Genomic DNA, 13,643 nt, shown 5'->3' on the forward strand with positions numbered 1-13,643 from the left:
GTCAGTCGTGCCCCGTCACGCGTAGCAGTTCTTCCACGCTGGTCTGCCCTTGGCGGATACGCTCGACGCCATGTTGGAACAGGCTCGGCGTGTCCTGGCGGATCAGCTCCAGCATCTGTGCCTGGGACGCGCGCGTATGGATCGCCTGCGCCAGCGGCGGCTCGACCACCACCATTTCATGCAAGGCCAGTCGGCCGCTGTAACCCTGCTGGCATTCGCCACACCCTTGGGCCTTGTAGACCACCGCTGGCCGTTCGGCGGGGTGCCCCAGCGCGCTGGCAATGGCATCGTCCACCTCGCAGGCGACCTTGCAGTGCGGGCAGAGCCTGCGCACCAGGCGCTGGGCCATGACCCCGGCCAGCGACGAGGCGAGCAGGCAGGTGTCGATGCCCATGTCCGCCAGGCGCGTGATGGCGCCCAACGCGCTGTTGGTGTGCAGGGTGGATAGCACCAGGTGCCCGGTCAGCGAGGCCTGGACGGCGATGTCGGCGGTTTCCCGGTCGCGGATCTCGCCGACCATGACCACGTCCGGGTCCTGGCGCAGGATGGCGCGCAGGCCCCGGGCGAAGGTCATGTCGACCTTGGTGTTGACCTGGGTCTGGCCGATGCCGGGCAGGTGGTATTCGATCGGGTCTTCCACCGTGAGGATGTTGCGCGATACCTGGTTGAGGTAGGACAGCGCCGTGTACAGCGTGGTGGTCTTGCCGGAGCCGGTAGGGCCGGTGACCAGGAAGATACCGTGGGGTTTTTCCAGCATGCGCAAGAAGCCCGTGCGCACCGAACCTGCCATTTGCATATGGTCGATATCCAGGCGCACCGCCTGCTTGTCCAGCAGGCGCAGTACCACCCGTTCACCATGGGCCGCCGGCAAGGTCGAGACCCGCACATCGACCTCATGACCGGCCAGGCGCAGGCTGATCCGGCCATCCTGGGGCACGCGTTTCTCGGCAATGTCCAGGCGCGCCATGACCTTGATACGGGAAACCAGCAAGGCGGAAAGCTCCCGCGGCGGCGCCAGCACTTCGCGCATCACGCCATCGATACGCATGCGCACCCGCAGCTGCTGCTCGAAGGTTTCCAGGTGGATATCCGAAGCCCTGGAGCGGACGGCCTCGCTGAGCAGGGCATTGAGCAGGCGAATGATCGGCGCATCGTCCTGTTGGTCGAGCAGGTCGCAGGTCTGCGGCAAGGCTTCGGCCAGGCGGGATAGGTCGATTTCCTGGTCCAGGCCCTGGACCACCGCCTGCGCCGCGTCCTGGCTGCCGCCATAGCAGCTGGCCAGGCGCTCGGCAAAGCAGGCGTCATCCACCTGGCGCAGCGGCCAGGCACTGCCCACCAAGCGGCAGGCCTCGGCCATGGCGGCCAGCGATGCATCCTCGCGCATCAGCAAGGCAGGTTCGTCCGCCTGCTGGTCGAGCAGGATGCCGTGGCGCCGGGCGAAGCTGAACGGCAGGCTGGCAGTCATCGACGGCCGCCTTGGTTGTCAGGCAGGCGCTGGGCCTCGAACAGCTTCTGGGCGTCCTCCGGCAGCACCGAGTCGTCCACTGCACGAACGTTTTCGTAGGCGCGTCGTCCTGCCTGGACCAGCTCGGCCTGGCTACGCAGGATGGTGGGGCGCAGGAAGACCATCAGGTTGGTCTTTTCCTGGACATCCCGGTTCCAGCGGAACAGGCCACCCACCCAGGGAATGCGGCTGAGCAACGGTACACCACGCTGCTCTTTCCGTACGCTGTCCTTGATCAGGCCACCGATCACGATGATCTCGCCATCCGCGGCGAGGATGGTGCTCTTGAGCGTGCGCTTGTTGGTGATCAGGTCGTTTTCCAGCGTGCTGGGGGCGAGCTCCGAGCTTTCCTGTTCGACCTCGAGGCGCAAGGTCCGGCCTTCGTTGATGTGCGGACGTACCTTCAGGCTGATACCGATGTCCTTGCGCTCGACGGTGGTGAACGGGTTGTCCGCGCCACTGCCGGTGGTGGTATAAGAGCCGGTCTTGAACGGCACGTTCTGGCCGACGAGGATCTGCGCTTCCTGGTTGTCGAGGGTCAGCAGACTGGGGGTGGACAGCAGGTTGCTGCGGGTATTGCTGGCCAGGGCCGACACCAGCAGGCCGAAGCGATCCGAGCCGATGGCCACGGCAGCGCCCGCCGGGATGGACTTGCCCTCGCCGAGCAGATCGGCCAGCGAAGCGCCGCTGTCCGGGAAGGTGATGCCACCCTTCAGGCCGCCCTTGTCGATGCCCCATTGCAGGCCGAGGGCCTCGTTGATGTCACCGCTGACTTCGACGATGGCCGCATGGATCAACACCTGGGCCCGTGGTTGGTCCAGTTGTTCGATGATCTGCTCGACGCTGCCCAGGGTCTGGGGTTCGCCCAACAGCACCAAGGCGTTCTGGTTGGCATCGGCCTTGACCATGGCTTCACCGTTGAGCGTCTCGCCAAGGCCGTCACCGGTCGGCTTGCCGTCCAGGCGCTTGCCTACATCACCCAATACTTCAGCCAACTGCTCGGCATTGCTGTGCTGCAAGCGGACCACACGCCAGTTCTGCGAGGCGGTAGGCGCAGGGACATCCAGCGAGCGGCTCAACTGCGCCAGGCGCTGACGCGACTTGGCGGGCCCGAGGATGAGCAGGCGGTTGCCTGGCAGGTCGGCCAGCACCCGCACGCCGCTCTCCGGACCACCGGCGGCTCCTTCCACCACGGCCAGCACGTCGCTGGCCTGGGCCTTGTGTAGGGTCACCAGTTCATAGTCATGCCGCTGGCCGCTGTCGAGCTGCAGCACCAGGTCTTCCAGGCGGTCCAGATTGGCAGCCGAGTCGGTGACCACCAAGGCATTGGCCGAACTGGAAGGGCCGATATAGCCATTGCTGGAAACCAACGGGCGCAGCAGCCCTGCCAGGTCCGATGCGGTACTGCCGGACAAGGGCAGCACGCGTGTCGTGAATGCTGCCGGGATGGCCTCGACCTGCTGGTTGGCCCAGGCCTTGGCTTCGCTGGCCGGCAGCACCAACAGCCGGTCACCGTCGTTCACTGCGGCGAAGCCCTGGGCGTTGAGCACCGAATAGAACAGCCGGCGTATACCTTCACGATCGAGCGCCTCGCTGGACAGGACAGTGATCCGCCCCTGTACGCGCGGGTCCAGGATGATCGTCTGGTCGAGTATCGCCCCCACTTCGCGTACCACATCGCGCACGTCGGCATCGCTCATCGCCAGCTGCCAGGTAGGCTCGTCAGCCAGCGCCAGGGAACAGGTCAGGGTAAGGCAGGCGCCGAGAGAGGCGGCGCGCAGGTATCGCTTGAAAGTCATTGCACCTCCCGCAACAGGCGGGGTGAAGAAGGGGAAACCGAAGCAGCACCCTTGGCGCTAGCGGTCGCTTGGAATACAGGAGAACTGCTGGTCGACAGCGACACGGCTTCTTCGCGGCCACCGACCCAGAGCACGATGGAGCGCACGTCGATACGCCGCAGCACACCGCCGCCCGGCAGGCGGTCGCCGACCCGATAGATGGCATCGCCGTTGGCGCTTTTGACCAGCGCGCGGGCATCGCCCTGGCTGGAAACGAACGTGGCCTTGAGGGTGATGTCCGACCGGCTCGACTGGGGCTGGCCGGGTGCCTGGAAGCCGAACGCCAGGGCCAGGGTGGCCACAGGCAATGGCTTTTGCGCAGCCGACGCAGGGGCCACGGGCACGGCCGGGGCGGCAGCGTCTGCCACCACCGGGTTGGCCGCATCACGCCATATCAGCAGGGCCCCTGTGGCCAGCACCATCGCAGCCCAGGGCAGGTGCACGGAAAGCTTCATCGGATTCAGGGCAGCATCCGCCGAAGTACTCGCCGCCCGGACAGCTCATGCAGCACCACCGCGGCGATATGCATCGCCACGCCCAGCGCCAACAGCAGGCAGGATGCAATGTGGATGTTGAACCAGACACCGTGCCAGAACGGGTCGCTCAGCACCGGCGCGATGGCGAACCAGCCGAAGACATCGATGTCGCGGTCCATCATCAGCACACCGGACAACAGGACGGTGGCGATGGTCCAGTACAGGGCTTCATGCACGACATGGACGATGCGGCGATTGCGCGGGTCGTCATGCAGGCTCTTGGGCGCGGGCTTGACCAAACGCACCAGCCAACGCAGCAAGAAGACCGGGATGAACAGCGTGGTCAGGGCGACATTGAAGAACGCAACGGCATGGAATGTGGTGGTGGCGACATCCATGTGCGCGACATAGAAGCCACTGATTAGCACCCAGATGATGACCAGGGCAGAGATCCAGTGCAGGAGGATCTGCTGCCAGCAATACTTTTGCACTTGCATAAAAATACCGATAGGAAACCGAGTACCCGTTAACGGGTACCCGGTTCAATCCGTTAGAGCTTGTTCCAAGCGTCGGACCAGTTGCTTCCGAAACCGGGCTCGTAATGGATAGCGCTAGGGTTGCTGCACCAGCCGCTGTAAGGGAATGGCTTGCACTCGAAGACTTCTCCGGTCTTGCGCTGCAGCACTTTGGTGCCAGCTACGTAGCTGCTGATGGACTGCGGGTATTCGAAGTCGTATTCCACGTTGCCTGCGGCCTTCAGCTCAACAGTGCGCTCTTCCTGCAGCAACACGCGCTCGCCCTTGTCCACACCTACGACCTTGAGAGTATGCGCACCTTCGACGCTCTCGACATTCAACACGAACTTGGCAGTGCCGTTGACCGCTTGTTGAGCAAAGCCGACTTGCTTGTTGTTGGCATCGAACAGCTGGGCCTTGACCTTCAGCGCCTTGTTGCTCATTACGCTGAAGTCCATCGTGGTCTTGCCGTCTTTAAGCGTGTATTCAGGCTTGACGTCATGCAGGTGCATGGTGGCTGGGTCGCCCGCAGCGGCCTCGATGTCAACGATATAGTTGGTCAGACCACTCTCCACTTTGGCGAAGATGGTATTGGAACCTGGCACAGGCTCGATATTGCCCTCGGCGTCCAGCTTGCCGGCACGCACCAGCGTCTGGGTTTCGTTGATCCGCTTAGCGAGCTTGAAGGCCCAGTTGGCGCCAATCGCTTCTTCAGCATTATCGATTGTGATGGTCACCCTGAATGCCTGGTTCTCGCCGTTGGCGTCAAATGCACGGGCAATGACTTTGTCTCCAACTTCGAGATCGCGGTTTGGCGAGATTTCTGCCAGGCGAGGCCATTCCGGGGCAGGACCGCCATCGAGTTGGATATCGACATCAGCAACGCTATGGAAGGTTTTGTCTGTATCCCCAACGTCCCACATAGCCAGAATGACATGCTGCCCCGACCGGTCTGCAGGCAAGGTGCAACTATGCGTTGGGTTGGTGCCTGTCCCTGGGTTAGGTATCTGATTATGTCCCTCAACTCTGCAGAACGGAGTCGAGTCGAACGAGGCCCGCGTCAATTTCTGGTTAGGATTCCAATCTGCCTTGGTAATGAAGTACTCCCAGTTCTTCACAGGATGTGGAGCTTCGTAGTGCCAAGCAAACTGAACATTGCGGTCGACAATCGGCGTCAGGTGCCAACGGTTGGCGGACTGTTCGTCAAGCGCTGCGAAGTCGAGGCGAACGCCACCACTTGCAATTACCCCATCGGCAGGACCTGCGCCAGGGAAGCTCCCGACAACCTCACCGACAGCCCAAGGCTCGTATTGGACTTGTCCACAATCGACGTTCTGATGTTGATACTTCGCATGGCAGAGCGCAGCGCGAGAAGGTGGGTCAGCAAGATGTCCATGCGCATTTACCACCTGCGCATGCAGGCCCGCACCAAGGACCGCGACCCAAAGGCCGCTCAAGGCAAACCCTTTACACATTACACTTCTGGTAGTCACAAGAAAACTCCGAAGAAATTATTAGACTCTAATAGCCAGTAAGCACCCAGTAAGACCGGCGCACGTGACGATCGCAATCTAACTACGTCATCGGAGCTCTTTATGTAGGAAAGTTCTACATACCTCGCAAGATTAGTAGGTATAACCACACCAATTAATCAGAGTAATTTTTATTAACAAAAAATAATTTTGTTCACCCACGCACCAAATAAGTGCGGCAATAGTGAACTCGCGAGGTCAATATAACGTATTGAAGCGGTAGCTCTTTAATAGGTGGGTTCCCCTATTGCAGGAGAACCCTTCCCTTCGGCTCAGCCGTGATACCGCGCCGACAATTCATGCACTGCATTGATGAACACACCAGCATGCTCCGGGTCCACTTCCGGGGTAATGCCGTGCCCCAGGTTGAACACATGGCCGCTGCCATGCCCGTAGCTTTCGAGAATCCGCGCCACTTCCTGGCGAATGGCCTCGGGCTTGGCGTACAGCACGGTCGGGTCCATGTTGCCTTGCAGCGCGACCTTGTCGCCCACACGGCGACGGGCATCGCCGATTTCGCAGGTCCAGTCCAGGCCCAGGGCATCGGCGCCGGCTTCGGCGATGCTTTCCAGCCAGATGCCGCCGTTCTTGGTGAACAGGATCACCGGCACCTTGCGCCCATCGTGTTCGCGAATCAGGCCGCTGACGATCTTGCGCATGTAGGCCAGGGAGAATTCCTGGTAGGCCGCCGCCGACAGGTTGCCGCCCCAGGTATCGAAGATCTGCACCGCCTGGGCACCGGCCTGGATCTGGCCATTGAGGTAGCGGGTGACCGACTGGGCCAGCTTGTCCAGCAGCAGGTGCATCGCCTGGGGGTTGTCGTAGAGCATGGCCTTGGTCTTGCGGAAGTCCTTGGAGGAACCGCCTTCGACCATGTAAGTGGCCAGGGTCCAGGGGCTGCCGGAGAAGCCGATCAGCGGCACGCGGCCGTTGAGCTCGCGGCGGATGGTGCTGACGGCGTCCATCACATAGCCCAGGTCCTTCTGCGGGTCGGGAACCGGCAGCGCCTCGATGTCGGCCAGGGTGCTGACGACCTTCTTGAAACGCGGGCCTTCGCCGGTTTCGAAGTACAGGCCCTGGCCCATGGCGTCGGGGATGGTGAGGATGTCCGAGAAGAGAATCGCCGCATCCAGCGGGTAGCGGTCCAGCGGCTGCAGGGTGACCTCGCAGGCGAACTGCGGGTTCATGCACAAGCTCATGAAATCACCGGCCTTGGCACGGCTGGCGCGGTATTCCGGAAGGTAGCGGCCAGCCTGGCGCATCATCCAGACCGGGGTGACGTCTACGGGTTGCTTGAGCAGTGCACGCAGGAAACGATCGTTCTTCAGGGCAGTCATGTCGGCATCCAGCAAAAAAGTGCGGGCATTTTCTCAGACGTACAGAGAAAAGGCACGGCTGTTTGTCTATTGGATGCCGTGGATCAATGGTTTTTGTATACAAAATGCATAGAGGGGGCTGCTTTGCAGCCCTTTCACGGCGCAAGGCCGCTCCTACAGGGGGATCGCGCATATCCTGTAGGAGCGGCCTTGCGCCGCGAAAGGGCCGCACAGCGGCCCCCAACAATGGATCAGACTTCCAGGTAGTCCAAGATACCTTCAGCGGCCGTACGCCCTTCGAAGATGGCAGTAACCACCAGATCCGAACCGCGCACCATGTCACCACCGGCGAACACTTTCGGGTTGCTGGTCTGGTGCTTGAACTTGCCCTTCTCCGGCGCCACCACGCGGCCTTGGCTGTCCAGCTGGATACCATGCTGCTCGAACCACGGCGCCGGGCTCGGGCGGAAGCCGAAGGCGATCACCACGGCATCGGCCGGCAGGATCTCCTCGGAGCCCGGGATCGGCTCGGGGCTGCGGCGGCCACGGGCGTCCGGCTCGCCGAGACGGGTCTCGACCACCTTCACACCTTCGACCTTGTCCTCGCCGACGATGGCGATGGGCTGACGGTTGTAGAGGAACTTCACGCCCTCTTCCTTGGCGTTCTTCACCTCGCGGCGCGAACCCGGCATGTTGGCTTCGTCACGACGATAGGCACAGGTCACCGACTTGGCGCCCTGGCGGATCGACGTGCGGTTGCAGTCCATCGCGGTGTCGCCACCACCAAGCACCACGACCTTCTTGCCCTGCATGTCGACGAAGTCTTCCGGCGACTTCTCGAAGCCCAGGTTGCGGTTGACGTTGGCGATCAGGAAGTCCAGGGCGTCATGCACACCTGGCAGGTCTTCGCCGGGGAAGCCGCCCTTCATGTAGGTGTAGGTGCCCATGCCCATGAACACCGCGTCGTAATCGGCGAGCAGCTGCTCCATGGTGATGTCCTTGCCCACCTCGGTGTTCAGGCGGAACTCGATGCCCATGCCGGTGAAGACTTCGCGGCGATTGCTGAGCACGGTCTTTTCCAGCTTGAACTCGGGGATGCCGAAGGTCAGCAGGCCGCCGATCTCTGGGTTGCGGTCGAACACCACCGGGGTCACGCCGGCACGCACCAGCACGTCGGCACACCCCAGGCCCGCTGGGCCCGCGCCGATGATCGCGACGCGCTTGCCGGTCGGCTTGACCTTGGACATGTCCGGGCGCCAGCCCATGGCGAAGGCGGTATCGGTGATGTACTTCTCCACCGAGCCGATGGTCACTGCGCCAAAACCGTCGTTCAGCGTACAGGCACCTTCGCAGAGACGGTCCTGCGGGCACACGCGGCCGCACACTTCCGGCAGGGTGTTGGTCTGGTGCGAAAGTTCTGCCGCCGCGAGGATGTTGCCTTCGGACACCAGCTTCAGCCAGTTGGGGATGAAGTTGTGCACCGGGCACTTCCACTCGCAATACGGGTTGCCGCAGCCCAGGCAGCGGTGTGCCTGCTCCACGGACTGTTGCGGTTTGAAGGGTTCGTAGATTTCCACGAACTCCTTCTTGCGCTGGCGCAGGAGCTTCTTCTTGGGGTCCTTGCGCCCTACTTCGATGAACTGGAAGTCGTTGTTCAGACGTTCAGCCATTTTTCAAAACCTCTATACCGCAGTTGCTGGCCTGGGCCGCAAGCTGCAAGACGATCACTTGAGCCGGGCAAGCCCCGCGCACGGGGCTTGCCACTTGCAGCTGTTGTTACTGCGGGTTGGCACGGGTGCTGGACAGCAGTTGCTTGAGGTTGGCCGCCTTCGGCTTGACCAGCCAGAAGCGCCGCACGTAGTCGTCCAGGTTCTCCGAGAGCTCGCGCCCCCACTCGCTGCCGGTTTCTTCCACGTATTCGGCAAGGACCCGCGCCAGGTGGCTGCGGTAGGCCTCCATCGCCTCGCCACTGATCCGCTGGATTTCCACCAGCTCGTGGTTGAGTTTGTCGACGAAGGTGTTGTCCATGTCGAGCACGTAGGCGAAACCGCCCGTCATGCCAGAACCGAAGTTGTAACCGGTCTTGCCCAGGACGCAGACAAAGCCGCCGGTCATGTATTCACAGCAGTGATCGCCGGTACCCTCGACCACAGCGTGGGCGCCGGAGTTACGCACAGCGAAGCGCTCGCCCGCGGTGCCGGCAGCGAACAGCTTGCCGCCGGTGGCGCCATACAGGCAGGTATTGCCGATGATGGCGCTGTGCTGGGTTTCGAACGGGCTGCCGGCAGGCGGCACGATGGTCAGCTTGCCCCCGGTCATGCCCTTGCCGACGTAGTCGTTGGCGTCGCCTTCCAGGTGCAGGTTCAGGCCACCGGCGTTCCATACCCCGAAGCTCTGGCCTGCGGTGCCCTTGAAGCGGAAGGTGATCGGCGCGCCGGCCATGCCCTGGTTGCCATGCAGGCGGGCGATCTCGCCGGAGACACGCGCACCGATGGAGCGATCGCAGTTGCAGATATCCAGGCTGAACTCGCCACCGGCCAGGTCGCGAACGGCCGGCAGGGCCATCTCGACCATCTTCTCGGCCAGCTCGCCCTTGTCGAACGGCGGGTTCTTGTCGACTTCACAGAACTGCGGCTTGTCGGCCGGGATATGCGAGCTGCCCAGCAGCGGCGACAGGTCCAGGAACTGCTGGCGCTCGGTGTCGCCAGGCAGCACTTCCAGCAGGTCGGTGCGGCCGATCAGCTCGCCCAGGCTGCGCACGCCCAGCTTGGCCAACCACTCGCGGGTTTCTTCGGCGACGAAGGTGAAGAAGTTCACCACCATGTCGACGGTACCGATGTAGTGATCCTTGCGCAGCTTGTCGTTCTGCGTGGCCACGCCCGTAGCGCAGTTGTTCAGGTGGCAGATGCGCAGGTACTTGCAACCCAGGGCGATCATCGGCGCGGTGCCGAAGCCGAAGCTTTCTGCGCCGAGGATCGCGGCCTTGATCACATCCAGGCCGGTTTTCAGGCCGCCGTCGGTCTGTACCCGCACCTTGCCGCGCAGGTCGTTGCCGCGCAGGGTCTGGTGGGTTTCGGCCAGGCCCAGTTCCCATGGGGCGCCGGCATACTTGATGGAGGTCAGCGGCGAAGCGCCGGTGCCACCATCATAGCCGGAGATGGTGATCAGGTCGGCATAGGCCTTGGCCACGCCGGCGGCGATGGTGCCCACCCCCGCCTCGGCCACGAGCTTGACCGATACCAGGGCCTGCGGGTTGACCTGCTTGAGGTCATAGATCAGCTGGGCCAGGTCTTCGATCGAGTAGATGTCATGGTGCGGCGGTGGCGAGATCAAGGTCACGCCCGGCACGGCATAGCGCAGGCGGGCGATCAGGCCGTTGACCTTGCCGCCGGGCAGCTGACCGCCCTCACCGGGCTTGGCGCCCTGGGCCACCTTGATCTGCAGCACTTCGGCATTGACCAGGTATTCGGGGGTGACGCCGAAACGGCCGGTAGCCACCTGCTTGATCTTCGAGCTCTTGATGGTGCCGTAGCGCGCCGGGTCTTCGCCGCCCTCACCGGAGTTGGAGCGCGCGCCCAGGCGGTTCATGGCCTCGGCCAGGGCTTCGTGGGCTTCCGGCGACAGGGCACCGAGGGAGATGCCTGCGGAGTCGAAACGCTTGAGGATCTCTTCCAGCGGCTCGACCTGCTCCAACGGCAGCGCCTGGTCAGCGACCTTCACTTTCAGCAGGTCGCGGATCATCGACACCGGACGCTGGTCGACCAGCGTGGTGTATTCCTTGAACTTGGCGTAGTCGCCCTGCTGCACGGCAGCCTGCAGGGTATTGACCACATCCGGGTTGTAGGCGTGGTATTCGCCACCGTGGACGAACTTGAGCAGGCCGCCCTGCTGGATCGGCTTGCGCGCACTCCAGGCTTCGGCGGCCAGCAGCTTCTGGTCGCTCTCCAGGTCGACGAAACGTGCGCCCTTGATCCGGCTGGACACACCCTTGAAGCTCAGGCCGACCACTTCCTCGGCCAGGCCCACGGCTTCGAACAGCTGGGCGCCACGGTACGAAGCGATGGTCGAGATACCCATCTTCGACAGGATCTTCAGAAGGCCTTTGGAGATGCCCTTGCGGTAGTACTTGAAGACTTCGTCCAGGTCGCCGAGCACCTCGCCGGTGCGGATAAGGTCGGCCAGGACTTCGTAGGCCAGGTACGGGTACACGGCGGACGCACCGAAGCCGATCAGCACCGCGAAATGATGCGGGTCACGGGCGGTGGCGGTTTCCACCAGGATGTTGCTGTCGCACCGCAGGCCCTGTTCGGTCAGACGGTGGTGCACTGCGCCGACGGCCAGGGAAGCGTGCACAGGCAGCTTGCCCGGGGCGATATAGCGGTCGCTCAGCACCAGCTGGGTCTTGCCGCTGCGCACGGCCTCTTCGGCCTGGTCGGCGATATTGCGGATGGCCGCTTCCAGACCGACGCTTTCCTCGTAGTTGAGGTCGATCAACTGGCGGTCGAAGCCCTCGCGCTCGAGGTTCATCAACGAGCGCCACTTGGCCGGGGAGATCACCGGCGAGCTGAGGATCACCCGGGAGGCATGCTCCGGGGACTCCTGGAAGATATTGCGCTCTGCACCCAGGCAGATCTCCAGGGACATGACGATCGCTTCACGCAGCGGGTCGATCGGCGGGTTGGTTACCTGGGCGAACTGCTGACGGAAGAAGTCGTACGGCGAACGCACGCGCTGGGACAATACGGCCATCGGCGTGTCGTCGCCCATCGAGCCCACGGCTTCCTGGCCTTGTTCACCGAGCGGACGCAGCACCTGGTCACGCTCCTCGAAGGTGACCTGGAACATCTTCATGTACTGCTTGAGCTGGTCGGCATCGTAGCTGGCCACGCCTTGGTCGTCGGTCAGGGTCGCCTGGATGCGCAGGGCGTGCTGGCGCAGCCAGCGCTTGTATGGGTGGCGCGACTTGAGGCGGTTGTCGATGGCATCGGTGTCGAGGATCTGGCCGGTCTCGGTGTCCACGGCGAAGATCTGGCCCGGGCCGACGCGGCCCTTGGCCAGGACGTCCTCGGGCTTGTAGTCCCACACACCGATTTCCGACGCCAGGGTGATGTAGCCGTTCTTGGTGGTGACCCAGCGCGCCGGGCGCAGGCCGTTACGGTCGAGCAGGCAGACCGCGTGGCGGCCTTCGGTCATGACGATACCGGCCGGGCCGTCCCACGGCTCCATGTGCATGGAGTTGTATTCGTAGAAGGCGCGCAGATCGGCGTCCATGGTCTCGACGTTCTGCCAGGCCGGCGGCACCAGCATGCGCACGCCGCGGAACAGGTCGATGCCACCGGTGACCATCAGTTCGAGCATGTTGTCCATGCTCGAGGAGTCCGAACCGACGCGGTTGACCAGCGGGCCGAGCTCTTCGAGATCGGGGATCAGGTCGTTGGCGAACTTGGTGCGACGGGCCACGGCCCAGTTGCGGTTGCCGGTGATGGTGTTGATCTCGCCGTTGTGGGCGAGGAAGCGGAAGGGCTGGGCCAGCGGCCACTTCGGCAGGGTGTTGGTGGAGAAGCGCTGGTGGAAGACGCAGATGGCGGTCTTCAGGCGTTCATCGCCCAGGTCCGGGAAGAAGGCGGCGAGGTCCGCCGGCATCATCAGGCCTTTGTAGATGATGGTCTTGTGCGAGAAGCTGCAGATGTAGTGGTCAGCGTCGTGGGCGTTGGCCACGGACGAGCGACGACGCGCGCTGAACAGCTTGATCGCGAACTCCTGGTCGCTCAGGCCTTCACCGCCGATGAACACCTGCTCGATCTGCGGCAGGCGCTCCAGGGCCAGGCGGCCGAGTACGCGGGTGTCGATAGGCACCTTGCGCCAGCCGATCAGCTTCAGGCCGGCATTGACGATTTCGCGGTCCATGTTGGCGCGGGCCGCTTCGGCCTTCACCGGGTCCTGGTTGAAGAACACCATGCCGACGGCATACTGCTTGGGCAGCTCGACGGCGAAGTGTTCCTGGGCCACGGCACGCAGGAACTGATCGGGCTTCTGCATCAGCAGGCCGCAACCGTCGCCGGTCTTGCCGTCGGCGTTGATACCGCCGCGGTGGGTCATGCAGGTCAGTGCCTGCATGGCGGTTTGCAGAAGATGGTGGCTCGCCTCGCCCGTCATATGGGCGATCAGGCCGAAACCACAGTTGTCCTTGAATTCTTCGGGATGGTACAGACCTGTTTTCATAGACACTTTCTCACCAGGTTCGCCTCTCAACGAAGGCAAATCTCTTTTTAGTACAACCACTTACCATCCACGCCGATCAAACGCCAGCTTTTTGCGGTGGGCAATGGGAAACCATTGTTGCACAGGGACAGCAACGCCCACAAATTTTCATGGCGCATCATTGAAAACTTATGTCGCATTTTTGAATGTTTTTGCGCCATGAGCCGTGGTAGCGGCTTGGCTCGAGTCTGAAGCGTTTCA

Annotated in this window: 8 protein-coding genes; all 8 read right to left on the bottom strand. The window is 62.8% G+C overall.

The window, feature by feature from the left end; translation table 11 throughout:
- Nucleotide 1: 1 nt before the first annotated feature.
- Nucleotides 2-1,465: a type II secretion system ATPase GspE gene (gspE, locus tag AC1MHZ_RS01675; RefSeq protein ID WP_324817451.1), complete on the bottom strand. Its 1,464-nt coding sequence runs from the start codon at nucleotides 1,463-1,465 to the stop codon at nucleotides 2-4.
- The gene (gspD, locus tag AC1MHZ_RS01680; RefSeq protein ID WP_084853855.1) at nucleotides 1,462-3,303 is read right to left on the bottom strand and encodes a type II secretion system secretin GspD; all 1,842 of its coding nucleotides are present in this window, start codon (nucleotides 3,301-3,303) and stop codon (nucleotides 1,462-1,464) included. The genes gspE and gspD overlap by 4 nt, the downstream gene beginning before the upstream one ends.
- A complete protein-coding gene (locus AC1MHZ_RS01685; protein WP_482965959.1) occupies nucleotides 3,300-3,785 on the bottom strand; it encodes a type II secretion system protein N in 486 nt (161 codons plus the stop codon). The genes gspD and AC1MHZ_RS01685 overlap by 4 nt, the downstream gene beginning before the upstream one ends.
- A gap of 17 nt (nucleotides 3,786-3,802) precedes the next feature.
- Nucleotides 3,803-4,315 carry a cytochrome b gene (locus AC1MHZ_RS01690; protein ID WP_084853852.1) on the bottom strand — a complete coding sequence of 171 codons (513 nt, stop codon included), beginning with the start codon at nucleotides 4,313-4,315 and terminating at the stop codon, nucleotides 3,803-3,805.
- A 53-nt stretch (nucleotides 4,316-4,368) separates the two neighbouring features.
- Nucleotides 4,369-5,790, bottom strand: coding sequence for an N-acetylglucosamine-binding protein GbpA (gene gbpA / locus AC1MHZ_RS01695; protein ID WP_253249292.1), 1,422 nt, complete (start codon nucleotides 5,788-5,790; stop codon nucleotides 4,369-4,371).
- 347 nt (nucleotides 5,791-6,137) lie between these two features.
- Nucleotides 6,138-7,202: a uroporphyrinogen decarboxylase gene (hemE, locus tag AC1MHZ_RS01700; protein WP_084853850.1), complete on the bottom strand. Its 1,065-nt coding sequence runs from the start codon at nucleotides 7,200-7,202 to the stop codon at nucleotides 6,138-6,140.
- A 230-nt stretch (nucleotides 7,203-7,432) separates the two neighbouring features.
- Complete coding sequence (locus AC1MHZ_RS01705; protein WP_196144082.1) at nucleotides 7,433-8,851, bottom strand: FAD-dependent oxidoreductase; 1,419 nt, start codon at nucleotides 8,849-8,851, stop codon at nucleotides 7,433-7,435.
- A 106-nt stretch (nucleotides 8,852-8,957) separates the two neighbouring features.
- A complete protein-coding gene (gene gltB, locus AC1MHZ_RS01710; RefSeq protein ID WP_084853847.1) occupies nucleotides 8,958-13,403 on the bottom strand; it encodes a glutamate synthase large subunit in 4,446 nt (1,481 codons plus the stop codon).
- Nucleotides 13,404-13,643: the final 240 nt, after the last annotated feature.

The organism is Pseudomonas sp. FA-1 (assembly GCF_056856075.1).

Bases quoted from the DNA above. Each gene is read 5' to 3' on its own strand.
- gspE (WP_324817451.1), bottom strand. From the start codon at position 1,465: ATGACTGCCAGCCTGCCGTTCAGCTTCGCCCGGCGCCACGGCATCCTG.
- gspD (WP_084853855.1), bottom strand. From the start codon at position 3,303: ATGACTTTCAAGCGATACCTGCGCGCCGCCTCTCTCGGCGCCTGCCTT.
- AC1MHZ_RS01690 (WP_084853852.1), bottom strand. From the start codon at position 4,315: ATGCAAGTGCAAAAGTATTGCTGGCAGCAGATCCTCCTGCACTGGATC.
- hemE (WP_084853850.1), bottom strand. From the start codon at position 7,202: ATGACTGCCCTGAAGAACGATCGTTTCCTGCGTGCACTGCTCAAGCAA.
- AC1MHZ_RS01705 (WP_196144082.1), bottom strand. From the start codon at position 8,851: ATGGCTGAACGTCTGAACAACGACTTCCAGTTCATCGAAGTAGGGCGC.
- gltB (WP_084853847.1), bottom strand. From the start codon at position 13,403: ATGAAAACAGGTCTGTACCATCCCGAAGAATTCAAGGACAACTGTGGT.